The sequence below is a fragment of the Pseudomonas sp. P4_D7 genome (assembly GCF_056401755.1).
Window position 1 is genome coordinate 335,810 of sequence record NZ_JBFUIR010000002.1, and the last position, 24,763, is coordinate 360,572.

General features: G+C 58.3%; 20 protein-coding genes. 12 read left to right on the forward strand and 8 right to left on the reverse strand.

All coding sequences use genetic code 11. From position 1 onward, the window contains the following. Positions 1-355: 355 nt before the first annotated feature. The 3 genes from AC1DVF_RS02810 to AC1DVF_RS02820 all read left to right on the forward strand — a co-directional run bounded on the left by AC1DVF_RS02810 (position 356) and on the right by AC1DVF_RS02820 (position 7,096). Positions 356-3,631 (forward strand): transglutaminase family protein, encoded by a 3,276-nt coding sequence (locus tag AC1DVF_RS02810; protein WP_477781962.1) that lies wholly within the window; start codon positions 356-358, stop codon positions 3,629-3,631. Positions 3,632-3,719: 88 nt separating this feature from the next. Then, positions 3,720-6,206, forward strand: coding sequence for a circularly permuted type 2 ATP-grasp protein (locus tag AC1DVF_RS02815; RefSeq protein ID WP_477781963.1), 2,487 nt, complete (start codon positions 3,720-3,722; stop codon positions 6,204-6,206). Beyond that, positions 6,206-7,096, forward strand: a complete 891-nt coding sequence (locus AC1DVF_RS02820; protein ID WP_099757850.1) for a transglutaminase family protein — start codon at positions 6,206-6,208, stop codon at positions 7,094-7,096. The genes AC1DVF_RS02815 and AC1DVF_RS02820 overlap by 1 nt, the downstream gene beginning before the upstream one ends. Positions 7,097-7,306: 210 nt before the next feature. Here the strand turns inward: AC1DVF_RS02820 and AC1DVF_RS02825 are convergent, their stop codons facing one another. Next, entirely contained in the window at positions 7,307-7,504 is a 198-nt protein-coding gene (locus AC1DVF_RS02825) for a hypothetical protein (protein WP_095047310.1), read from the reverse strand. A 68-nt stretch (positions 7,505-7,572) separates the two neighbouring features. Beyond that, positions 7,573-8,160 (reverse strand): LOG family protein, encoded by a 588-nt coding sequence (locus AC1DVF_RS02830; protein WP_093430190.1) that lies wholly within the window; start codon positions 8,158-8,160, stop codon positions 7,573-7,575. A 340-nt stretch (positions 8,161-8,500) separates the two neighbouring features. Here AC1DVF_RS02830 and azu point away from each other — a divergent pair, with 340 nt between their 5' ends. Next, complete coding sequence (gene azu / locus AC1DVF_RS02835) at positions 8,501-8,944, forward strand: azurin (protein ID WP_008078296.1); 444 nt, start codon at positions 8,501-8,503, stop codon at positions 8,942-8,944. 200 nt (positions 8,945-9,144) lie between these two features. Here azu and nadE read toward each other — a convergent pair whose 3' ends face one another. The 5 genes from nadE to AC1DVF_RS02860 all read right to left on the reverse strand — a co-directional run bounded on the left by nadE (position 9,145) and on the right by AC1DVF_RS02860 (position 13,367). Continuing rightward, positions 9,145-9,972: an ammonia-dependent NAD(+) synthetase gene (nadE, locus tag AC1DVF_RS02840; protein WP_093430191.1), complete on the reverse strand. Its 828-nt coding sequence runs from the start codon at positions 9,970-9,972 to the stop codon at positions 9,145-9,147. Between the two features lie 4 nt (positions 9,973-9,976). After that, positions 9,977-11,200 (reverse strand): nicotinate phosphoribosyltransferase, encoded by a 1,224-nt coding sequence (gene pncB, locus AC1DVF_RS02845; protein WP_093430192.1) that lies wholly within the window; start codon positions 11,198-11,200, stop codon positions 9,977-9,979. Positions 11,201-11,250: 50 nt separating this feature from the next. Beyond that, the gene (locus AC1DVF_RS02850) at positions 11,251-11,505 is read right to left on the reverse strand and encodes a hypothetical protein (protein ID WP_476335067.1); all 255 of its coding nucleotides are present in this window, start codon (positions 11,503-11,505) and stop codon (positions 11,251-11,253) included. Next, a complete protein-coding gene (locus AC1DVF_RS02855; RefSeq protein ID WP_320413829.1) occupies positions 11,498-11,767 on the reverse strand; it encodes a hypothetical protein in 270 nt (89 codons plus the stop codon). The genes AC1DVF_RS02850 and AC1DVF_RS02855 overlap by 8 nt, the downstream gene beginning before the upstream one ends. A 133-nt stretch (positions 11,768-11,900) precedes the next feature. Continuing rightward, positions 11,901-13,367: an amino acid carrier protein gene (locus tag AC1DVF_RS02860; protein WP_476335069.1), complete on the reverse strand. Its 1,467-nt coding sequence runs from the start codon at positions 13,365-13,367 to the stop codon at positions 11,901-11,903. 173 nt (positions 13,368-13,540) lie between these two features. Here AC1DVF_RS02860 and AC1DVF_RS02865 point away from each other — a divergent pair, with 173 nt between their 5' ends. Continuing rightward, complete coding sequence (locus AC1DVF_RS02865; RefSeq protein ID WP_476335070.1) at positions 13,541-14,350, forward strand: helix-turn-helix domain-containing protein; 810 nt, start codon at positions 13,541-13,543, stop codon at positions 14,348-14,350. A gap of 116 nt (positions 14,351-14,466) precedes the next feature. Here AC1DVF_RS02865 and AC1DVF_RS02870 read toward each other — a convergent pair whose 3' ends face one another. Then, positions 14,467-15,363, reverse strand: a complete 897-nt coding sequence (locus AC1DVF_RS02870) for a LysR family transcriptional regulator (RefSeq protein ID WP_194935489.1) — start codon at positions 15,361-15,363, stop codon at positions 14,467-14,469. 163 nt (positions 15,364-15,526) lie between these two features. Here AC1DVF_RS02870 and amaB point away from each other — a divergent pair, with 163 nt between their 5' ends. From amaB to AC1DVF_RS02905, 7 genes are all read left to right on the forward strand, one after another. After that, positions 15,527-17,017 (forward strand): L-piperidine-6-carboxylate dehydrogenase, encoded by a 1,491-nt coding sequence (gene amaB, locus AC1DVF_RS02875; RefSeq protein WP_477781964.1) that lies wholly within the window; start codon positions 15,527-15,529, stop codon positions 17,015-17,017. A gap of 164 nt (positions 17,018-17,181) precedes the next feature. Further along, entirely contained in the window at positions 17,182-18,465 is a 1,284-nt protein-coding gene (amaA, locus tag AC1DVF_RS02880; RefSeq protein ID WP_460089684.1) for an L-pipecolate oxidase, read from the forward strand. Between the two features lie 368 nt (positions 18,466-18,833). Continuing rightward, the gene (locus AC1DVF_RS02885) at positions 18,834-19,967 is read left to right on the forward strand and encodes an ABC transporter substrate-binding protein (RefSeq protein WP_007915892.1); all 1,134 of its coding nucleotides are present in this window, start codon (positions 18,834-18,836) and stop codon (positions 19,965-19,967) included. 239 nt (positions 19,968-20,206) lie between these two features. Beyond that, positions 20,207-21,121: an ABC transporter permease subunit gene (locus tag AC1DVF_RS02890; protein ID WP_477781965.1), complete on the forward strand. Its 915-nt coding sequence runs from the start codon at positions 20,207-20,209 to the stop codon at positions 21,119-21,121. Positions 21,122-21,124: 3 nt separating this feature from the next. Then, positions 21,125-22,426, forward strand: a complete 1,302-nt coding sequence (livM, locus tag AC1DVF_RS02895; RefSeq protein ID WP_477781966.1) for a high-affinity branched-chain amino acid ABC transporter permease LivM — start codon at positions 21,125-21,127, stop codon at positions 22,424-22,426. Next, complete coding sequence (locus tag AC1DVF_RS02900) at positions 22,423-23,295, forward strand: ABC transporter ATP-binding protein (protein WP_016985385.1); 873 nt, start codon at positions 22,423-22,425, stop codon at positions 23,293-23,295. Before livM ends, AC1DVF_RS02900 begins: the two co-directional genes overlap by 4 nt. Then, positions 23,292-24,008 (forward strand): ABC transporter ATP-binding protein, encoded by a 717-nt coding sequence (locus tag AC1DVF_RS02905; protein ID WP_007915900.1) that lies wholly within the window; start codon positions 23,292-23,294, stop codon positions 24,006-24,008. Before AC1DVF_RS02900 ends, AC1DVF_RS02905 begins: the two co-directional genes overlap by 4 nt. Positions 24,009-24,763 lie beyond the last annotated feature (755 nt).

A 24,763-nucleotide genomic window follows, 5' to 3' on the forward strand; every position in this document is an offset into this window, starting at 1 on the left:
GTTGTCCGGGAGATCCATCCCCCTCACCCCAGCCCTCTCTCCCATGAGGGGCGAGGGGGAAGGGAGCAGATCTCCATGCTTTTCAAGATTTGAGTTCGACTCAAGACCTTCAGGTCGGTGTAGCTCGCTTAGTCAACTCGGTCAGTCCCCTCTCCCTACGGGCGGTCCGACGTTTCGGGAGGGTTAGGGTGAGGGGCTCTTCGCAACATTTACGTGCAATCAGCCCAAACCATTTCCCCGCATCGCCCGATTTTGGTGCTGTACTGCCCTAAGCATTCCGGGAAAGCGCCCAAGCCTCTGCATGGCATAAGTCTTGCGCGCTTTCGAATACGCTTAGGCTCGCAGGAGGCACGCCGTGTCGATTCATGTCGCATTGCATCACGTCACGCATTACCGCTATGACCGCGCTGTCGAACTCGGCCCGCAGATCGTACGTCTGCGCCCGGCTGCCCACAGCCGCACGCGGATTCTGTCGTATGCCCTGAAAGTCTCGCCCGAGCAGCATTTCATCAACTGGCAGCAAGACCCGCAGGGCAACTACCTCGCGCGATTGGTGTTTCCCGAGAAAACCAATGAGTTGCGCATCGAGGTCGATCTGCTCGCCGAAATGGCGGTGTTCAACCCGTTCGACTTCTTCCTCGAACCCTACGCCGAGAAAATCCCTTTCTCCTACGCCGCCGATGAGCGCAAGGAACTGGCGCCGTACCTCGAAACCCTGCCGCTGACGCCGAAATTCAAAGCCTATCTGGACGCCATCGACCGCACGCCGCTGCCGGCGGTGGACTTCCTTGTGGCGCTCAACCAGCGCTTGAGCGAAGACATCGGCTACCTGATTCGCATGGAACCGGGCGTGCAGACCCCGGAACACACCCTTGAGCACGCCTGCGGTTCATGCCGCGATTCGGCGTGGTTGCTGGTGCAACTGCTGCGCAACCTCGGGTTGGCCGCGCGGTTTGTCTCCGGTTATCTGATTCAACTGACCGCCGACGTGAAAAGCCTCGATGGCCCGTCCGGCACTGAAGTCGATTTCACTGACCTGCACGCCTGGTGCGAGGTGTATTTGCCTGGCGCTGGCTGGATCGGCCTGGACGCCACTTCCGGGCTGTTCGCCGGCGAAGGGCATATCCCGTTGGCGTGTAGTCCCGATCCGTCCTCGGCGGCACCGATCAGTGGCTTGGTCGAGCCATGCGAATGTGAGTTCAGCCATGAAATGTCAGTGGAACGGATCTGGGAGGCGCCGCGCGTCACCAAGCCCTACACCGACGAGCAGTGGCTGGCGATTCAGGCGCTGGGCCGGCAGATCGATGCCGATCTGCTGGCGGATGACGTGCGCCTGACCATGGGCGGCGAGCCGACCTTCGTTTCCATCGATGACCCGGATGGCGCCGAGTGGAACACCGCCGCGCTGGGGCCGGCCAAGCGGCGACTTTCCGCTGAACTGTTCCAGCGCATGCGCACGCATTACGCGCCGCAAGGTCTGGTGCATTTCGGCCAGGGCAAGTGGTATCCCGGCGAGCAACTGCCGCGCTGGTCGCTCAATTGCTATTGGCGTCGCGACGGTGTGCCGATCTGGCACAACAACGCACTGATTGCCGATGAGCAGCAGGACTACGGAGCGGATGGCGAGCTGGCCGGACGCTTCCTCGCCAGTGTCGCCGAGCGCCTGAAATTGCCTACACGTTTTGTCTTCCCGGCCTACGAAGACAATTTCTACTACCTCTGGCGCGAGGGCACGTTGCCGAGCAATGTCAGCGCCGAAGACTCACGTCTTGAGGAACCGCTGGAGCGCGCACGCCTGCGCAAGGTCTTCAGTCAGGGCCTGAACAAGGTAATCGGTCAGGTGTTGCCGCTGGCGCGCACCGCCAAAGGCGATCAATGGCAGAGCGGGCGCTGGTATCTGCGTGACGAACATTGCCGACTGGTGCCGGGGGATTCGCCGCTGGGCTATCGCCTGCCGTTGGGGGCGCAGCCGTGGGTGAAGGCCGCCGAGTATCCGTTCATTCATCCTCAGGATCCGAATCAGGACTTCCCTGAGCTGCCGGAAACCGCGCAGCTCAACAGTCATGGCGAACCTGCCGCGACTGACGAACGCGTGCCAAAAATCGACGAATCTGCCGACTGGCTGACCCGCACTGCATTCTGCGCCGAAGCCCGCGAGGGGCGTTTGTACCTGTTCATGCCGCCGCTGGAGCGGGTTGAGGATTATCTGGAACTGGTGGCCGCCATCGAAGCCACCGCCGAAGAGCTGCATTGCCCGGTGCTGCTGGAAGGCTATGAGCCGCCGAGCGATCCGCGTCTGAGCAATTTCCGCATCACCCCGGACCCGGGTGTGATCGAGGTCAATGTGCAGCCGTCGGCGACTTGGGACGAGTTGGTCGAACGCACCGAATTTCTCTATGAAGAGGCGCGCCAGACCCGCCTGACCACCGAGAAATTCATGATCGACGGTCGTCACACCGGCACCGGCGGCGGCAACCATTTCGTTCTCGGTGGGGCGACGCCGGCGGATTCACCGTTTCTGCGCCGCCCGGATCTGCTGCGCAGCCTGATCAGTTACTGGCACAACCATCCATCGTTGTCGTATCTGTTTTCCGGCTTGTTCATTGGCCCGACATCGCAGGCGCCGCGTGTCGATGAGGCGCGTAATGATGCCTTATATGAACTGGAAATCGCTTTTGCGCAGATGCCCGAGCCGGGCGAGGAATGCGCGCCGTGGCTGGTTGATCGACTGCTGCGCAACCTGCTGATCGACGTCACCGGCAACACGCACCGTGCCGAGTTCTGCATCGACAAACTGTATTCACCGGACGGCGCCACCGGGCGTCTCGGCTTGCTTGAGCTGCGTGCTTTTGAAATGCCGCCCCATGCGCGCATGAGCCTGGCCCAGCAGTTGTTGCTGCGGGCACTGGTCGCGCGTTTCTGGCGCGAACCTTATGCGCCGCCGAAACTGGCGCGCTGGGGCACTGAACTGCACGACCGCTTCCTGCTGCCGCACTTTATCGAACAGGATTTCGCCGATGTCATCGTCGAACTGAATAACGCCGGTTATCCGCTGCGCGCGGAATGGTTTGCCGCTCACCTGGAGTTTCGTTTTCCCAAGGTCGGCGATTACGCCGTCAACGGCATCGAACTGGAGCTGCGTCAGGCGCTGGAACCGTGGCATGTCCTGGGCGAGGAGGGCGCGGCTGGCGGCACGGTGCGTTACGTCGACTCATCGCTGGAGCGTTTGCAGGTCAAGCTCAAAGGCCTGCCGCCGCAGCGCTATCTGCTGACCTGTAACGGCATCGCCGTGCCGTTGCATCCGACCGGACGGGTTGGCGAGTTTGTCGCGGGTGTGCGTTACCGTGCGTGGCAACCGGCCAACTGTCTGCAACCGACAATACCCGTGCACGCACCGCTGGTATTCGACCTGCTCGATACCTGGATGGGGCGTTCGCTGGGCGGTTGCCAGTACCACGTCGCGCATCCGGGCGGGCGTAATTACGAGACGTTGCCGGTCAATGCCAACGAAGCGGAGAGCCGGCGCATGGCGCGATTCTTCCGCGTCGGACACACGCCGGGGAAACTTCCTATACCCAACGTGGAAATCAGTGACGAGCTACCGATGACAATCGATTTGCGACGTTTCTAGATCGCACGCGACATGCGGATTTTTCGTATATCCGCATGTCATGTGCCTGCGTTAGTCTGACCGTTCCTTGCTGTCTGCCGAGCTTTCCATGCCTGACCTGCTAGACCGCTACCCGCTGACGGCGGGCACTTATCACGAACTGCTCGACGGCAGTGGCGCGGTGCGCCCGCACTGGCGGCGGTTGTTCGATCAGTTGCAGCGCAGCACGCCGGCGCAACTGGTGCAGCGTCAGGCACTGCTGGCGCGGCAGATTCAGGAAAACGGCGTCACTTATAACGTCTATGCCGACCCGAAAGGCGCGGATCGGCCATGGGAGCTGGATCTGTTGCCGCATGTGATTGCGGCGGATGAATGGCAGCAATTGTCGGCAGGCATCGCTCAGCGCGCGCGACTGCTCAACGCTGTGTTGGCAGATTTGTACGGGCCGCAGCGGTTGATCAGTGAAGGTTTGCTGCCGGCAGAGCTGGTCTTTGGTCACAACAACTTTCTCTGGCCGTGTCAGCATATCGCGCCGCCGGAAGAGATATTTCTGCACCTGTACGCCGTGGATCTGGCACGTACGCCGGACGGGCGCTGGTGGGTGACTGCCGATCGCACACAAGCGCCATCGGGCGCAGGGTATGCCCTGGAAAACCGCACCATCGTGTCGCGGGCCTTTCCCGAGTTGTACCGGGATCTGAAGGTGCAGCATCTGGCGGGATTCTTCCGCACATTGCAGGAAACCCTCGCGCGACAGGCGCCCAGTGACGATGACGCACCGCTGGTGGTACTGCTCACGCCGGGGCGCTTCAATGAAAGCTATTTCGAACATTTGTATCTGGCTCGTCAGCTCGGTTACCCACTGGTCGAGGGCGGTGACCTGACGGTGCGCGACGCCACGGTCTACCTGAAAACCCTCAGTGGTTTGCGTCGGGTGCATGCGATCATGCGCCGGCTCGATGATGATTTCTGCGATCCGCTGGAGTTGCGCACGGACTCGGCACTCGGCGTTCCCGGGTTGCTTGAGGCAGTACGCCAAGGGCGAGTTCTGGTCGCCAATGCGCTGGGTAGCGGCGTGCTGGAGTCGCCGGGATTGCTGGGCTTTCTGCCGAAGATCAACCAATACCTGTTTGGCGAAGAACTGATTTTGCCGTCGATCGCGACGTGGTGGTGCGGTGAGGCGCCGGTGTTGGCCCAAGCCCTGGAAAAACTGCCCGAACTGCTGATCAAACCAGCATTTCCTTCGCAGAGCTTCGCGCCGGTCTTTGGCCGTGATCTGAGTGAAAAACAGCGTCAGGCGCTTGCCGAACGCATGCAGGCGCGTCCTTATGCCTATGTGGCGCAAGAATTGGCTCAACTGTCCCAGGCACCGATCTGGCAGGCGGAAAATGGTCAACTGCAACCACGGGCGATCGGCATGCGCATGTACGCCGTGGCGGGTGCTGACGGTTATCGCGTGCTGCCCGGTGGTCTGACCCGGGTGGCCGCCGAGGCTGATGCCGAAGTAGTGTCGATGCAGCGCGGTGGGGCGAGCAAAGACACTTGGATACTCGGTGATCGTCCGCCCAGTGGCGAGCAGTGGAAGAGTCAGCGCAGCGTTGGGGTCCATGATCTGGTACGACGCGACCCGTATCTGCCCTCACGGGTGGTGGAGAACCTGTTCTGGTTCGGCCGATACTGCGAGCGCTGTGATGACAGTGCGCGGTTGCTGCGCATCATGCTCGCGCGGTATGTCGACGGCGACGACCCGCAAGCGTTGCAGGCGGCGGTCGAACTCGGTGAACGGCTGACGCTGTTGCCGGACGAAGGCGAGTTGCCGGAGCGCTTGCTCGCTGCATTGCTCGGTGAAGACTGGTCGTTCAGCCTGCGCGCCAACCTGCAGCGTTTGCAGTGGGCGGCCTCGCAGGTGCGTGGCAAGCTTTCGCGGGAGAACTGGCAGGCGCTGGTGGAGTTGCAGCGCGAAGCGATGGAACTGGATACCGACGAACCCGACTTTGGCGAACTGCTGGACTTCCTCAACCGGCTGGTGATGTCGCTGGCGGCGCTGTCCGGGTTTGCCCTCGACGACATGACCCGCGACGAAGGCTGGCGCTTTCTGATGATTGGCCGGCGCATCGAGCGACTGCAGTTTCTCAGCAGCAGCCTTGCGGCGTTTCTGCGTGGCGCCGGTGCTTTCGATCAGGCAGGCCTGGAGTGGTTGCTGGAGTTGGGCAACAGCAGCATCACCTACCGCTCACGTTATCTGGCCGTGGCGCAATTGATTCCGGTGCTCGACCTGTTGCTGCTCGACGAGCAGAACCCGCACGCGGTGTTGTTCCAGTTGAAACTGGTGACCCGCACCTTGAAACGTTTGAACGATGATTTCGCGGCGCCACGGGAGGCGGGATTGCCGCAACTGGTCGAGCGTCTGGCGCGGTTTGATCTGGGATGTCTGGAGAATCCGCTGTTCGGGGAATCCAGCGTACGAGCCGCTCTGAATGGTCTGGCGGATCTGCTGCAGGACATTGCCGAGGCCAGCGGGCAGGTGTCGGATCGTCTGGCCCTGCGCCATTTCGCCCATGTCGATGATGTCAGCCAGCGCACGGTGTCCGTTTGATGAATGCTCGCTACCAGATCCTCCACGACACCTGTTACCACTACGACAGCCCGGTTTCCCTGGCGCAGCAACTGGCGCACTTGTGGCCGCGAAAATGCGATTGGCAGCGTTGCACCGAACAGCAATTGCTGATCAGTCCGGACCCGACAGCACGGCGCGATGAGCTGGATGTGTTTGGTAATCCGTTGACCCGACTGGCCTTCGAACGCCCGCATGACGAGTTGCAGGTCAATGCGCAACTCACGGTGGAAGTGCTGGCGCGGCCTGTGCTGGATTTCAATCAGTCGCCCGCCTGGGAGCTGACCCGCGATGCGCTGACCTACAGCAGCCAGCCGTTGTCCGCTGAGTTGCTCGAAGCTTGTCGCTACCGCTTCCAGTCACCGTACGTACATTTGAAGCGCAGTTTCGTCGAGTTTTCACAAAGCTGTTTTCCGCCGGGGCAGCCATTGCTTCTCGGTGTTCAGGACTTGATGCAGAAGATCTTCAGCGAATTCACCTTCGACGCCGAGGCGACCCAAGTGGCGACGCCCTTGGTGGAAGTACTGGAGCGACGACGCGGGGTCTGTCAGGACTTCGCTCACCTGATGCTGGCGTGCGTGCGCTCGCGAGGGCTGGCAGCGCGTTATATCAGCGGCTATCTGCTGACCCAGCCACCGCCGGGGCAACCACGCCTGATCGGCGCTGATGCGTCGCATGCCTGGGTGTCGGTGTTTTGTCCGGTGCTGGGCTGGGTGGATTTCGATCCGACCAACAATGTGCAGCCGGCGCTGGAGCACATCACGCTGGCGTGGGGGCGGGATTTTTCCGATGTGTCACCGTTGCGCGGGGTGATTCTGGGCGGCGGCAATCATGACCCGGAAGTGCGCGTCACCGTAATGCCCCTGGATTAACGCCGATCAAACTGTAGGAGTGAGCCTGCTCGCGATAGCGGTGTGTCAGCAGCAAATATTTACACTGATACACCGCTTTCGCGAGCAGGCTCGCTCCCACAGGGGATTTTGGTGTATTGGGGAGGGGAAGGGCTGTGAGGGCCGGCAGTGGAACCGCCAGCCCCGTCACAAATCCGCAGGGTCTGATTCGATGATCAAACCCGGTGGGGTTCAGGCGTCGGGCGCCTGATCTTTCGGTGTTTCAGTCGCTTCGGTTGCATCAACATCATCTTGCGTCGCCACTTCACCGTCAGGGTTCAGTGCCGCTTCCTCAGCGGTTTGTTTCTTGCGCTGAAGCTTTTCCTCTTTCTTCTGTTCCTTTGCCAGGTCTCGTTGACGTTTGGCGAAGGAGTAATTGGGTTTGGCCATGGGCGATCCTCTTGGGTCGAAGGTGAGGTTGAGCGGCGCATATTCTGCCTTGTATCGGTGCCTCGTGGTTAGCCGGGTTTTTGGTCGACCCATTTTGGCGTGACGGTCGGCTTCCAGTTATCCAGGGCATCGAGCAGGGTTTGCGCTGATTCGCTCACTTGCAGCATGTCACGGTGTGGCGCGCGAACGAAGCCTTCGCCGACGATATGGTCAAGAAATGCGGTGAGTTTGCTGTAGAAACCGTTCACTTCCAGCAAACCCAACGGCTTGCCGTGGTAGCCGAGCTGGCCCCAGGTCCAGACTTCGAACAGCTCTTCCAGCGTGCCGAGGCCGCCGGGCAGGGCGATGAAGGCGTCGCTCAGCTCGGCCATGCGTGCCTTGCGCGCGTGCATGCCATCGACCACTTCCAGGCGCGTCAGGCTTTTGTGGCCGATTTCCTTGTCCATCAGGCTTTGCGGGATGATCCCGATGACTTCGCCGCCGGCAGCCAGCGCCGCGTCAGCAACAATGCCCATCAAACCCACGGCGCCACCGCCGTAGACCAGGGTCAATTTACGTTCGGCCAAGGCCCGGCCAAGGGCGACGGCGGCTTCGGTGTAGGCCGGAACAGTGCCGGCGTTGGCACCGCAAAATACACACACAGATTTCAGAGACATGCCTTCCTCCTGGGTCAATCCGTCACAGGGTAATGGCTGGCAAGCCTCGATCCAAGGCCTAAACTTCGCGTTCAGGCGATTCAAAGGTACCGCTGGCGCCACAGGCGTAGGCGGCGAGCAAACTGCACAACAGACCGTTAAAGAACATGACAGGCACTCCGTCTCAGTAGATGCGCCGATCATAGGGCGGGCCGGGAATTCTGGCCGTTAGATTGTTTCGATGAATGTCATAGCCTGAAAGTTGTATACAATTTTTGACTCAAGTCATAGGAACTTGCGAAGATTTCAGGCAGTCTTTCCATCATTCGTGTTTTTGTTAACCCTGCCTTGGAGATTCACCATGTTTTCCAAAGTTGTTGCGGTATCCCTGCTGGCGCTGGCCAGCAGCCAATTGATGGCTGCCGAGTGCAAAACCACCGTTGACTCCACCGATCAGATGTCCTTCAACACAAAGGAAATCGTGATCGACAAGAGCTGCAAGACCTTCACCGTCGAACTGACCCACTCCGGCAGCCTGCCGAAGAACGTCATGGGCCATAACCTGGTGATCAGCAAAGAAGCTGACATGCAGCCGATCGCTACCGCTGGCCTGGCCGCCGGTATCGACAAGAACTACCTGCCGGAAGGTGATGCACGCATCATCGCTCATACCAAGATCATCGGCGCCAAGGAAACCGATTCGCTGACCTTTGACGTAGCGAAGATTGCTGATGGCGGCTACGGCTTCTTCTGCTCGTTCCCTGGCCACATCTCGATGATGAAAGGCACGATTACTGTCAAGTAATCAGGACCACCGCGTCATCGTTCTTCGCGAGCAGGCTCGCTCCCACAGGGTTCTGTGTCGGTCACACATTTTGTGAACAACAGATAAACCTGTGGGAGCGAGCTTGCTCGCGAAGGGGCCATCCGCATCAATGAATGTAATGGCCAAAGAAAAGCCCGCTGAGGATCACTCCTCAGCGGGCTTTTTCATTTCATCAGCGTTTACGGCGCAAACGGCATCACACGCTTGTGATGGGTCTTGTTGTAGGTCGCAACGATGATGTCGAACGCTTCCTGACGCACCGGTTCACCGTGCAGGAACGCATCGATCTCGGCATACGTCACGCCATGCGAAGCCTCATCAGGTTTGCCCGGCGACAAATCCTCAAGGTCCGCCGTGGGCACTTTCTCGACCAGCGACTCCGGCGCGCCAAAGCTGCGCGCAATCGCCCGCACCTGATTCTTCACCAAGCCACTGAGCGGTGCCAGATCACAAGCGCCGTCACCGAACTTGGTGAAGAAACCCATCACCGCTTCCGCCGCGTGATCGGTGCCGATCACCAGACCGTGCGCCGCGCCGGCGATGGTGTACTGCGCCACCATGCGCATCCGCGCCTTGGTGTTGCCCAGTACGAAGTCCACCGACACCGCGTGCTTGCCTTCAAACGCCGCGACTTCACTGGCCAGCGACTTCACCGCCGGGCCGATATTTACGGTATGGCGCTCGTCCGGCGCGATGAAATCCACCGAGGCCTGGGCGTCGTGTTCGTCAAACTGGGTTTCGTAAGGCAGACGCACGGCGATGAATTTGTAGCTGTTGTCGCCGGTCTGGTCACGCAACTCGCGCATCGCCCGCTGGGCCAGCAGGCCGGCGGTCAGTGAGTCGACGCCGCCACTGATGCCCAGCACCAGCGTCTTGAGCCCGGAATTGACCAGGCAATCCTGAATAAAGGTGATGCGCCGGGCGACTTCGGCCTGCAGGGCCTTGTGGTCGGCGAACGGCGGTTGCACCTTGAGCTGTTCAGCAATCTCACGCTGTACGGCTTGCATGAATTCACTCCTTGCTAGATAGACTGGAATCGGCAGGAACCTGGAAAACGTGCCGCAAATAGGCGACAAAATTCGGGTCTTTACAGTGGGTCTTGCCTGGCTCGTCGGAGATCTTCGCCACCGGTTGGCCGTTGCAGGCGGTCATTTTAAGCACGATGCTCATCGGTTCGACACCCGGAATGTCACAGGTGAGGTTGGTACCGATGCCGAAGCTGACGTTGATCCGCCCGTGCAGCGCACGGAAGATCTCCAGCGACTTGGGCAGGGTCAGGCTGTCGGAGAACACCAGGGTCTTGCTCATCGGATCGATGCCGAGTTTGTGATAGTGCGCGATGCATTTTTCGCCCCACGCCACAGGATCGCCGGAGTCATGGCGCAGGCCGTCAAACAGTTTGGCGAAGAACAGGTCGAAGTCGCCGAGGAACGCATCGGTGGTGATGCAATCGGTGAGCGCGATCCCGAGCAGGCCACGGTATTCGCGAACCCAGCAATCAAGCGCGGCGATCTGGCTGTCGATCAGCCGTGGACCGAGTTGCTGGTGCGCCATGATCCACTCGTGGGCCATGGTGCCCAGCGGTTTCATGTCCAGCTCGCGGGACAGGTGCACGTTGCTGGTGCCGACGAAACGCCCGGGGAAGTCGTGTTTGAGTACATTCACCACTTCAGCCTGTACGCCATACGAAAAGCGGCGGCGGGTGCCGAAATCGGCGACCTGCAGTTGCGACAACTCGTCGGCCGAGGCGTTGGCGGTCAGCCAGTCGAACTTGCGATAGAGCTGTTCGCGCGCTTGTTCCAGCACGGTTTCGCGGTAGCGATAGCGGTTGCGCACTTCGCTGACGATCGCCAGCAGCGGTACTTCGTAGAGAATCACATGCAGCCACGGCCCGCGCAGACGGATGAACAATTCGCCGTTCTCGATGCCGGTGTGCAGATAGCGCAGGTTAAAGCGGAACAGCCCGAGAAAGCGCAGGAAGTCCGGCTTGAGGAAGCTGATGCGCTCGAGAAAGCTCAGTTGATCGGCGCTCAGGCTCAGTTCGGCCAGACGCTCGATCTGAAAACGGATCTCGGCCAGATACGGGCGCAGATCCTCGCTATTACGGCAACGGAACTCCCATTCGACTTCGACGTTGGGGTAGTTGTGCAGCACCGCCTGCATCATCGTCAATTTGTAGAAGTCGGTGTCGAGCAGGTTCTGCACGATGCGATCGGCAAACACGCTCTCGCTCATAACGGGGTCTCCAAGTGCGCCGCGCCTGTGCGCGGTCTCAATCGATGGCGCTAGTGGCGCATATCAGCGGTGGGGATTGCCAGTGCTTTTTTACTTTCAGGTGAAAGATCCGCTGAGGCCATACACCTTAGCCCGCAAAAATTGTTCATTTTCGGTTGTACCTCAAGTGCGGCGTGAATCACTTGCTCAAGACAGTCCCAGCTCTTTAAATACTCGGCGAGCAGTGAGTGTCTTGGTATTAGCCTGGTTTCAACTGCTTTAATCATGGCTGCTCTTATCATTTCGTTGGTTGCAATTTTATACATGGATGAAATTTCCTTTGAAGGAGATCTGTTCCAGCGTATCAACACCATCCTGAAGTAATACGTAAGCAGGCAGTATTAGTCGATAGAAGTCAGAGTCATTGGTGCCTTTAATAGTGACTGATGTGAAAGTCTCCAAGAGACTGGCGGCGGCGCGGATTCTGAAGCAGGCGTCTTCAAATAACTGATCAGGTGCGGCGTGCGAGTCTATAAAAAAGGTGGGGATATTGGTTGCGTTAGCTTTGAGGGGGTAAAATCGTTGCATGGTGTAAAATCCTTCAGGTCGTTTTAGGCGCGACAGATCGAAGAGCCTATTGCTCTTTTAGTTTGCTAGTAAGGTTATTGGTTGGCTTTCTGCAGAGCCATCGCTTGCTTTAATGACTCTGCATTTATTTTATCTATGCCGGAGTTGTCTGTTTGTCGACTTCCAGAGGTCGAGCGGGCTCGCTACGATTCGTTGTGCATGAGTGGCCAGCCAGCGGCGGCCACGCCCCAGGATCAAGGTCCAGATCAAGAAACAACTTTGAATCGAAAAGAGGTGTCTTGATCCCGGCGCGACGTTGTTCTTCATAGTCGCGCAAGATGCGCATGCATATTTTGAAAAGCAAAGCCATCGCTATTAGGTTGACGAGTGCCAGTAACGTCATGGTGATATCTGCAAAGGCCAGAACAGTGGAGAGATCTTCGATGGATCCCCAGAACACTAAAATCAACACTAACGCACGATAGAGAATTAGCATTTTACGAGGTTCGTCAAACATGAACCGCAAACTGTTTTCTCCTAGGTAATAGTTGTATAGCATCGCCGTGAATACAAACAACGCAAGCACCACGCTTATAAACATCCTCCCCCAGTCTCCGACAACGGCGGCTAGAGAATTTTGTGCCAGAGCAATCCCGTCACCTTCGAGGCCCTGAGTGTAGAACCCGGATAGCAAAATCATGAGTGCAGTGCATGTGCAGAGCACGAACGTATCGATGAAAACACTCAGTGCTTGTACGACTCCCTGCGCAACCGGATGACCGACCTTCGCTACTGACGCAACGTTGGGAGCACTACCCAGTCCTGCTTCGTTGGAAAATACTCCGCGTCTGACTCCCATAATGATTGCGCTGCCAACCAGACCGCCAAACGCCTGATCCAGACCGAATGCGCTTTTGATAATGGTCACCAGCACTATCGGAACTTGATCGATCTGCAGAATCAACACGTAGCCCGTCACGCCGATGTAGGCGAGAACCTTAAGGGGAACCAAAAGGTCAGCGACTGCTGCTATGCGCTTTATCCCGCCGACGAGGACGACTCCCAGAATCAAGGAAAGTGCTAGTCCTGACCACATGGGCGGCAGACTAAACGCGTCCTTTAACGAGTGCGATACTGCATGGGACTCGAGGCCATTGATTGCAAATCCGAAGGTCACCAGCATTAATACAGCCGCTATTATCCCGAGCCAGCGTTTGCCCAGACCGTGTTGGATGTACCAACACGGGCCCCCTCGATAGAGACCGTTTTCGTCGCTGCGCTTATAGAGTTGACCGAGCATACATTCGAAGAAGCTACTCGACATGCCCAACAGAGCGGTCATCCACATCCAGAATACTGCGCCGGGCCCACCCATACTCACCGCAATACCGACCCCAACGATATTGCCGGTGCCGACACGACCCGCAAGGCTGAGTGTCAACGCCTGAAATGAACTCAATTGATGGCTGCCGGTGTGCCAACTGCCGCGTAAAACACCGAACATGTGGGGGAAGTATCTAATTTGGACAAAATTCGACCGGATTGTGAAGTAGCTTCCCAATCCAAGAACCAAAGGTATTAATACCTTGCCCGACAGAAAATCGTTGATAACGTCTAGCATTCAAAGCTCCTTGCTATTTAGAGTGCTGGCAAATTGATGGTGTGGTCAGTCCTGACGACTTTCAGGGGCGTAATATCCAGCCATATTTCATTCGATGCAATTTCGCAAGTTGCTTAAAAGTGATGCGAGTTGCTGCTATGGTTGCGCCTTCTTTATTTATGTTGAGTCATTGTATGTGTGAGTTTCTTCCGGCGAATTTGAGGCTGCTGTGTAGTCATTACAGATCTGTCGCGGAGGTTTGTAGGAAAGTTCGTATTAATCGTGGGCAATTCAATAAGTACCTTTGTGGGAAAAGTGTTCCTACACCTTTTAATCTCAAGCGGATCTGCGATTTTTTTGGTGTGGAAGAGTTTGAGATAGGACTGCCGGCGGAGCAATTCATAGCCCTGATTAGCATTAAGGACAGTAAAAGTCCGGCTCCGAGAAAAACGACTGCACCACAGATAATGCATGAACATCTTCGCCAGAATTCTTCGGCGGAACTGAAAGCCCATATCGGTTATTACTACGAGTATTATCATGCAATGACTGACCCCGGCTCTATTCTGTGTTCGCTTGTGCAAGTGCGGGAGGAGGGCGATGACATCATCTACGAGCGAAACGAGCGCTTACAAATAGCCGGTGCGGGGGAGGGCTTTGAAAGGTATCAATATTTGGGTGTTGCTTATTACCTGCGGGATCGTTTGTTTTTCATCGATTATGAATCGCTTACCTCCAACGAAATAAGTCAGACTATTCTCATCCCCAGTTTTAAAAGCTGTATTACACGGCTCAATGGTTTGAAGATGGGGGTGTCTGCTGCGGACTGTCGTGCCCCCGCGTGCTCGAGGGTTGTCTGGGAGTATCTGGGGCAGGAAATCGATCGGGTAGATGCCTATCGACGTGTTCGGTTGTACAAGACTGATGATTGCGCTATCGACGATGATCTGCGCGCGCGTCTAGCTCAGGCTCAAGTTGTTGAGGGCCTATTTGTTATCGCCTGAAAAATTCCCGTATTAGCAGCTGTCGAGGGAGTCGATGTGCGATCTTTTGATGTTGGTTTTTTAAGATCAAAAGATCGCAGCCTCGTTACACTCGACAGCTCGTATAGGGTGATCGGTCAGGGATTGTCGATCTGCTCCAGCATCCACTTCACGAAATCCCGTACCTTCGGCACTTCCGCCGCATGCTCCGGGTATGCCAGGTAATAGGCATCGGTGCTGGGCATGGCATGCTCAAAAGGAATGACCAGTTTGCCGTCGGCCAATTCCTCTTCCACCAGAAATCGCGGCAACAACGCCACACCGCAGCCAACCTGCGCGGCACGGATGCACATATAAAAGGTTTCGAAACGCGGCCCGTGATAGCTGTGCTCGGTCTGATAACCCTGACTGTCGAACCAGTCGTGCCAGGCCTGCGGGCGCGAGGCATTTTGCAGCAGGACCAGATCGGTGAGTTGCGTCGGATCAGTAAACGGCTTATCAGGCAGGCTGCCCGGCGCGCACACCGGCACCAACTCTTCGCCGAACAACTTCAGGCATTCAGTGCCGGGCCGTGAACCCTGGCCGAAATAAAACGCCAGATCGCTGCGCCCTTGCAGCAGATCATCCGCTTCCTGCTCGTTGCACAAGTCCAGATGAATCGACGGATGGCGCAGCCGCCAGCCTTTCAGGCGCGGCACCAGCCAGCGCGCACCGAAGGTCGAGGGCGTCGAGACGCGCAGGACTTCGGTCTCGCCGCCGTAGGAACGCAGGTAATGCGTCGACATCTCCACTTGTGTGAGGATTTTTCGTACTTCAACCAGGTACAAATCCCCTGCCGGGGTCATCTGCAAACGTCGACGCACGCGGCGAAACAATAAATGCTGCAACAGCTCTTCAAGCTGCGCGACCTGTTTGCTCACCGCACTCTGGGTCAGATTCAGTTCCTCGGCGGCGCGCGTGAAACTGAGGTGCCGGGTCACGGCCTCGAAACACTGCAGGGCGGTGATCGAGGGCAAGTGGCGTTTGTTGAGCATGGCCGATCCTTTTCTTGTCTTTCTGTGCGCAGCATGAATAAACGGAATGATATCTCGCGTAAAGGTCGTTTGTTGCCTCGCCATTGTGACGCTACAACTAAAGGCCTGCCCGGTCGCGAAAAAGCGTCCGCACACATTCAGTTTTTTGCTTGAGGAGTGACCCATGGTTGCCGCATTGCTTGATCGTCTTGGTGTGAACCCGGCCCTTTATCAGAACGGCAAAGTGCCGGTGCATTCGCCGATCGACGGCAGCCGCATCGCCGCCGTGAACTGGGAAGGCCCGGCCGAAGTCGAGCAGCACATCAGTCGCGCAGATCATGCGTTCGAGCAGTGGCGCAAGGTGCCGGCTCCGCGTCGTGGCGAGCTGGTGCGTCAATTCGGTGAAGTACTGCGCGAATACAAGGCTGATCTCGGCGAACTGGTTTCCTGGGAGGCGGGCAAGATCACTCAGGAAGGCTTGGGTGAAGTGCAGGAAATGATCGACATCTGCGATTTTGCCGTCGGCCTGTCCCGCCAGCTGTACGGTTTGACCATTGCCTCCGAGCGTCCGGGCCACCATATGCGTGAAACCTGGCATCCGCTGGGCGTGGTCGGGGTGATCAGCGCGTTCAACTTCCCGGTTGCGGTGTGGGCATGGAACACCACGCTGGCGCTGGTTTGCGGCAACCCGGTGGTGTGGAAACCGTCAGAGAAAACCCCGTTGACCGCGTTGGCCTGCCAAGCGCTGTTTGATCGCGTGGTGAAGAATTTCAGCGATGCGCCGGCGAACCTGTGCCAGGTGATCATCGGCGGTCGCGATGCCGGCGAAGCGCTGGTCGATGATCCGCGTGTCGCACTGATAAGCGCCACCGGTAGCACGCGCATGGGCCGCGAAGTGGCGCCGAAAGTCGCCGCGCGTTTCGCTCGCAGCATTCTGGAACTGGGCGGTAACAACGCGATGATCCTCGGCCCGAGCGCCGATCTGGACATGGCGGTACGGGCGATTCTGTTCAGCGCCGTCGGTACTGCCGGGCAGCGTTGCACCACCCTGCGTCGATTGATTGCCCACGAGTCGGTGAAAGAAGAAATCGTCACTCGTCTCAAGGCTGCTTACTCGAAAGTGCGCATCGGCAACCCGCTGGAAGGCAGTCTGGTTGGCCCGCTGATCGACAAGCACAGCTTCGAAAACATGCAGGACGCCTTGGAGCAGGCATTGAGCGAAGGCGGTCGAGTGTTCGGCGGCAAGCGTCAGCTCGAAGATCAATTCCCCAACGCCTATTACGTTTCGCCGGCCATCGTTGAAATGCCCGAGCAGAGCGACGTGGTCTGCAGCGAAACCTTCGCGCCGATTCTCTACGTGGTCGGTTACAGCGATTTCCAGGAAGCGCTGCGCCTGAACAACGCCGTGCCACAAGGTTTGTCGTCGTGCATCTTCACCACCGATGTGCGCGAGGCCGAGCAGTTCATGTCGGCAGTCGGCAGCGACTGCGGCATCGCCAACGTCAACATCGGCCCGAGCGGTGCCGAAATTGGCGGCGCGTTTGGTGGCGAGAAAGAGACCGGTGGCGGGCGTGAGTCCGGCTCGGACGCGTGGCGCGCCTATATGCGCCGGCAGACCAACACCGTGAACTACTCGCTGGAGTTGCCGCTGGCGCAGGGCATCACATTCGACTGACAGGTGGAGATCCCTCCTTGTGGGAGCGAGCCTGCTCGCGAATACGGTGGGTCAGTCGACATTGATGTTGGCTGATACGCCCCTTTCGTCGGAACGCCGCCCGGAGCAAGCTCGCTCCCACAGGATCAGCACTGTGTTTGGCAGGTTTCTGTTGGAGTCTGGCAATGCCGTTACGCGAAGAATGTCTGTGGGAAAAGCTCACGCCGCAAAGGCCGGATAACACCGCGCTGCGGGGCGAAGTAAAGGTCGATGTCTGCGTGATCGGCGCCGGGTTCACCGGATTGTCGGCGGCGCTGCATCTGTTGGAAAAAGGCAAAAGCGTCTGCGTGCTGGAAGCGCATCGCGCCGGTCATGGCGGTTCCGGGCGCAACGTCGGGCTGGTCAACGCCGGCCTGTGGATACCGCCGGACGAGATCGAGGCCGGGTTTGGCGAAGCGGTCGGCAGCCAGCTCAACCGCATGCTCGGAGCGGCGCCGGCGCTGGTGTTCAGCCTTGTGGATAAGTACAACATCGATTGCCAGTTGCGCCGCGAAGGCACCCTGCACATGGCGCACAACGCCAAGGGCGAGGCGGATCTGCGCAGTCGCGAGCAGCAATGGAAGCGCCGTGGTGCGCCAGTCGAACTGCTGACCGGCAAGGCCTGCGAGCAAGCCACCGGCACGCAAAAAATCGCTGCTGCGTTGCTCGATCGTCGCGCCGGTACGCTCAACCCAATGGCTTATGTCACCGGGTTGGCCAACGCAGTGAGCGGACTCGGCGGGCAAATGTTCGATCATTCCCCAGTCTCTCGCCTTGAGCGTCAGGGCGCGAAATGGTCGGTGCAGACCGAACACGGTTCGGTATTGGCCGAGCAAGTGGTCATCGCTTCCAACGCCTACACCGAAGGCGACTGGACCGAACTCAAACGCAACTTCTTCCCCGGTTATTACTACCAGGTCGCCTCGGTACCGCTGAGCGAAGACGCCGCGCAGGAAATTCTCCCGGGCGGGCAGGGCTCGTGGGATACGCGTCAGGTGTTGAGCAGCATCCGCCGTGACAAAGAAGGGCGGTTATTGCTCGGCAGCCTGGGCAACGGCAATCAAAAACCGACCTGGTTTCTCAAGGCCTGGGCCGATCGCGTGCAGCAGCACTATTTCCCCAATCTGAAACCGGTCGAGTGGGAATGCACCTGGACCGGGCGTATAGCTTTTACGCCCGATCACCTCATGCGCCTGTTCGAGCCAGCGCCGGGGCTGGTGGCCGTCACCGGTTACAACGGCCGTGGCGTCACCACCGGCACCGTGGTCGGCAAGGCTTTCGCTGATTACCTGTGTGACGGAAATCCTCAAGCCCTGCCGATTCCCTTCGCACCGATGCAGCCCCTGACCGGTGTGGGCTTGCGCAGTTGCCTGTACGAGGCCGGGTTCTCGCTGTATCACGCGGGCCAGTGCCTGCGCATTGTGATTTGAGTGTTGAAATATGTTGCCGGACGCGGCGCTTTTTCACGTAGCGACTAGCCTGTAATGGTGCGGGTTGTAGCAGTCCCGCACCAGCAGTGTGCAGTTCGGTGACGCGGGCTGTTACAGGCTGGTTGCACGTCGTTTGGCGCCGCGGTTGCAATGATGGCGCGTGCGGGTTGCGCCTGACAAAATAAATGGTTTCACCTTCCGCGGTTTAGACGGTTGCACGCCCAATGAAAATGGGAACGAAACAGTCGAAATAACAAGAAAGCAGCGACTTTTTGAAGAATAAAAAACCGATGGCACGGCCCTTGCTCAGAGCAATCAGTGAAGTGAAGTCGCAGTGCCAACTAAAAAAAACCTTGGAGCACCACCTCATGTCCCAGACGTTTTACAAGAAAGGCTTTCTGGCCCTCGCAGTGGCTACTGCGTTGGGTGTTTCTGCGTTTGCTCAAGCTGATGTGAAAATCGGTGTAGCGGGTCCAATGACGGGCGCCAACGCGGCATTTGGCGAGCAGTACATGAAGGGTGCACAGGCAGCGGCGGACGCGGTCAACGCGGCAGGCGGCGTCAACGGGGAAAAAATCGTACTGGTCAAAGGCGATGACGCCTGCGAACCGAAGCAGGCCGTGACGGTCGCCAAGGACCTCACCAACCAGAAAGTCGCCGGCGTGGTCGGTCATTTCTGCTCCTCTTCGACCATTCCAGCGTCGGAAATCTACGACGAAGCCGGGATCATCGCGATCACCCCGGGTTCGACCAACCCACAAGTCACCGAGCGTGGCCTCAGCGCCATGTTCCGTATGTGCGGGCGTGACGACCAGCAAGGCATTGTGGCCGGCGACTACATCGTCGACGTGCTCAAGGGCAAGAAAGTCGTCGTTCTGCACGACAAAGACACCTACGGCCAAGGCCTGGCGGATGCCACCAAAGCCCAACTGGTCAAGCGCGGCGTGACGCCTGTGTTGTACGAAGGCCTGACCCGTGGCGAAAAAGACTTCAGCACCATCGTTACCAAGATCCGTGGCGCTGGCGCCGACGTCGTCTACTTCGGCGGTCTGCACCCGGAAGCCGGCCCGCTGGTTCGCCAACTGCGTGAACAAGGCCTGAAAGACGTCAAGTTCATGTCCGATGACGGCATCGTGACTGACGAACTGGTGACCACCGCCGGTGGCCCGCAATTCGTCGACGGCGTGCTGATGACCTTCGGCGCCGACCCACGCCTGCTGCCAGACAGCAAGACCGTGGTAGATGCTTTCCGCAAGGCCGGTACCGAGCCTGAAGGCTACACCTTGTACGCCTACGCTTCGGTGCAAACCCTGGCTGCCGCGTTCAACGGCGCGAAGTCCAACAAGGGCGAAGAGGCTGCGGCCTGGCTGAAGAAAAACCCGGTTAAAACCGTCATGGGTGAAAAAACCTGGGACTCTAAGGGCGACCTGAAAGTCTCCGACTACGTGGTTTACCAGTGGGACAAGGACGGCAAATATCACCAGCTGGAAAAACAGAAGTAAGGGCTGACGCGATCAGCTGATCCCACCAATCCAATGTGGGAGCGAGCCTGCTCGCGAAGACGGAATGACTGCCAACACATGTGTTGAATGATCGACCGCTTTCGCGAGCAGGCTCACTCCCACAGGGACGGTGTGGGATGGGTTGATCGTGGCTGACATTGCTCCGACGTAAATCTGTATTTTTCCTAGAAGAACCGCACATCACTGGTGTGCAGGTTCTCACTGCGTGAGATTGCGTTATGGATGGTATTTTCCTGCAGCAACTGGTCAACGGCCTGACCCTCGGGTCGGTCTATGGCCTGATCGCCATCGGCTACACAATGGTCTACGGCATCATCGGCATGATCAACTTCGCCCACGGCGAGGTTTACATGATTTCTGCTTACCTGGCGGCAATCAGTCTGGCTCTGCTGGCTTACTTCGGTATTGAATCCTTCCCGCTGCTGATGCTCGGCACCCTGATTTTCACCATCGTGATCACGGCGGTGTATGGCTGGGTCATCGAGCGTGTCGCTTACAAACCCCTGCGCAACTCCACCCGACTGRCACCGTTGATCAGCGCCATCGGTATCTCGCTGATCCTGCAAAACTACGCACAGATCGCCCAGGGCGCCAAACAACAGGGCGTACCTACCCTGCTGACCGGGGCGTGGCGTGTTGAAGTCGGTACCGGCTTCGTGCAACTGACCTACACCAAAGTCTTCATTCTGGTGGCCGCATTCGTCGGCATGGGCCTGCTGACCTACGTCATCAAGTACACCAAGCTCGGACGCATGTGTCGTGCGACCCAGCAAGACCGCAAGATGGCTTCGATCCTCGGCATCAATACCGATCGGGTCATTTCCTATGTGTTCATCATCGGTGCAGCCATGGCGGCGCTGGCCGGCGTGCTGATCACCATGAACTACGGCACCTTCGACTTCTATGCCGGCTTCATTATCGGCATCAAGGCGTTTACCGCAGCGGTACTCGGCGGGATCGGTTCATTGCCCGGGGCAATGCTCGGCGGGATCATCCTCGGCATCTCCGAGTCGCTGTTCTCCGGCCTGGTCAACTCCGACTACAAAGACGTGTTCAGCTTCTCGCTGCTCGTACTTGTTCTGGTCTTCCGGCCGCAGGGCCTGTTGGGCCGTCCTCTTGTGTCGAAGGTGTAAGCGATGTCTTCAACCACTCAAAAATCCATCGATATCAAAAAAAGCCTGGTTGAGGCGATTCTTGCCGGCCTGATTGCCCTGATCGTTTTCGGCCCGATTGTCGGCGTCGTGCTCGAGGGTTACAGCTTTAACCTCGAACCGACCCGCGTGGCCTGGATCATCGGCATTGTCATGCTTGGCCGCTTTGCCCTCAGCCTGTTCCTGCAAACGCCCAAGGGCCTGAAAATTCTCGACGGATTCGAGAGCACCGGCTCTGGTGTGCACGTGCTGCCTGCCGATCACAAATCCTCGCTGCGCTGGATCATTCCGTTGCTGATTGTGCTGGCGGTCATCGTGCCGTTTGTCTCCAACTCCTATCTGCTCGGCGTGGTCATCCTCGGGCTGATTTACGTGCTGCTGGGGCTGGGGTTGAACATCGTGGTCGGTCTGGCCGGTCTGCTCGATCTGGGTTACGTGGCGTTCTACGCCATCGGTGCCTACGGTCTGGCCTTGGGTTATCAATACCTGGGGCTGGGGTTCTGGACGGTGTTGCCGCTGGCGGCGATCACTGCCGGGCTGGCCGGTTGCATCCTCGGTTTCCCGGTGCTGCGTCTGCATGGCGACTACCTGGCGATCGTGACCCTGGGCTTCGGTGAAATCATTCGTCTGATCCTCAACAACTGGTTGTCGCTGACTGGCGGCCCGAACGGCATGCCGGCGCCATTGCCGACGTTCTTCGGTCTGGAGTTCGRCAAGCGGGCGAAGGATGGCGGGGTGCCGTTTCATGAGTTCTTCGGCATCGCCTACAACCCGGATGTGAAGTACTACTTCATCTACGCAGTGTTGTTTCTCGTGGTGTTGGCCGTGCTGTACATCAAGCATCGTCTGGTGAAAATGCCGGTCGGCCGCGCCTGGGAAGCCTTGCGTGAAGATGAAATCGCCTGCCGCTCGATGGGCCTCAATCACGTGCTGGTCAAGCTCTCGGCGTTCACCATCGGTGCATCGACCGCCGGTCTTGCCGGGGTGTTCTTCGCCACCTACCAAGGCTTCGTCAACCCGACCTCGTTCACCTTCTTTGAATCGGCGTTGATCCTCGCCATCGTCGTGCTCGGCGGTATGGGCTCGACCATCGGCGTGGTGATTGCGGCATTCGTACTCACCGTCGCTCCGGAATTGCTGCGCGGCTTCGCCGAATATCGCGTGCTGCTGTTCGGCATCCTGATGGTGTTGATGATGATCTGGCGACCACGCGGGCTGATTCGCATCAGCCGGACCGGGGTCACTCCACGCAAAGGTGCCATTCACTATGAGAGGACTGCGCCATGAGTGAAGTCGTACTCTCTGTTGAAAAACTGATGATGCATTTCGGTGGCATCAAGGCTTTGAGCGATGTCAGCCTGAAGGTCAAACGCAACTCGATCTTCGCCCTGATCGGCCCCAACGGTGCAGGCAAGACCACGGTGTTCAACTGCCTGACCGGGTTCTACAAGGCCTCGGGCGGCAAGATCGAACTCAATGTGCGCGGCCAGCAGACCAACGTCATCCAGTTGCTCGGCGAGTCGTTCAAACCGACCGACTTTGTTTCGCCGAAATCTTTCCTCAGCCGCATGTACTACAAAATGTTCGGCGGTACGCACTTGGTGAACCGGGCAGGCCTGGCGCGGACGTTCCAGAACATTCGCCTGTTCAAGGAAATGTCGGTGCTGGAAAACCTGTTGGTGGCCCAGCACATGTGGGTCAACCGCAACATGCTTGCCGGCATCCTCAACACCAAGGGCTACCGCAAGGCCGAAAGTGATGCGCTGGATTGCGCGTTCTACTGGCTGGAGGTGGTCGATCTGGTGGACTGCGCCAACCGGCTCGCCGGTGAGCTTTCCTACGGCCAACAGCGTCGTCTGGAAATTGCCCGGGCCATGTGCACGCGGCCACAGATCATCTGCCTCGACGAACCGGCCGCCGGCCTCAACCCTCAGGAAACCGAAGCGCTCAGCGCGATGATCCGGCTGCTGCGCGACGAGCACGATCTGACCGTGGTGCTGATCGAACACGACATGGGCATGGTTATGAGCATTTCCGACCACATCGTGGTGCTGGACCACGGCATCGTCATCGCCGAAGGCGGGCCTGAAGCGATCCGCAACGATCCGAAAGTGATCGCAGCCTATCTGGGCGCCGACGAAGAGGAGCTGGTATGACGCAACCGATCCTCGAACTCAAAGACCTCGACGTCTTCTATGGTCCGATCCAGGCCCTCAAAGGTGTTTCGCTGCAGATCAACGAAGGGGAAACCGTCAGCCTGATCGGCTCCAACGGTGCCGGCAAATCGACGTTGCTGATGTCGATCTTCGGCCAGCCACGGGCGGCAGGCGGACAGATTCTTTATCAAGGCGTCGACATCACCCACAAGTCCTCGCACTACATCGCTTCCAACGGCATTGCGCAGTCGCCGGAAGGGCGGCGAGTGTTCCCCGACATGACCGTCGAGGAAAACCTGCTGATGGGCACCATCCCGATTGGCGACAAGTACGCCAAAGAGGACATGCAGCGCATGTTTACGCTGTTCCCACGGCTTGAAGAGCGACGTAACCAGCGGGCGATGACCATGTCTGGCGGTGAACAGCAAATGCTCGCCATTGCCCGCGCCTTGATGAGCCGACCAAAGTTGTTGCTGCTCGATGAGCCTAGCCTGGGCCTGGCGCCGATTGTGGTGAAGCAGATTTTCGCGACCCTGCGGGAATTGGCGAAAACCGGCATGACCATTTTCCTCGTCGAGCAGAACGCTAACCATGCGCTGAAGCTGTCGGACCGCGCGTATGTGATGGTTAACGGCGAGATTCGTCTGACGGGCACGGGTAAAGAGTTGCTGGTGAATGAGGAGGTGCGTAACGCCTATCTGGGCGGGCACTGATTCTTCGACGTTATGCACAACCCCGGCGACGAAAGTCCCGGGGTTTTTTCATTCCGCAAATCCACCGCAACCCCCTGTAGGAGTAAGCCTGCTCGCGATCGCGGTTTCCCATTCGCCATCACCGGTGGCTGATACACCGCTATCGCGAGCAGGCTCACTCCTACAGTTGATCTGCGCCAGAATCCAGAATTGTGGAAAACAAATTCCCCAAGCTGCCAAAGCGCGACATATAGACGCTGCAAATGGCTGTTTTTCCACAGTTTTGACTTGTCCCCGTTTGCTGTGGAGCTGGCTGTGAATAACGTGGGTGTATCTGGCTGCGCGCCATGTAAACCGTGGCCTGCAAGTGTGTGGTTGTTTTTTGATCAGGCGTTTTTGCGGGGCTTGAAGTCTTTGTTGTCAACCTTTTTATAGTGTCGCGGATAGCAGCGATTCCGGGTGAACAAGCCTGTGGATAAGTCTGTGATTAAACTCTGGAAAGACTGCGCTGAGGGCCGTAATTACTGGCCTCGCGCAATCACTGCGCTGACTGCTCGGTCGTGCAAAATGCCATCTCCCGCACATCTGCCGCTTCAGGGTCAAGCAAAAAACTTTCTATTTCGCCCGCAAAGCCTTGTGTGGCGCGGCTTTGCGCGTTTCCAGTTGCCCCCGGAAACTGTGGAAGGGACTGTGGATAACATGCGTGCACATGGCTACAGGCCACGGTCGCTATGGCGTTGGCATGTCTGGTTGTTTTTTGTACAGCTTGTGGGTGT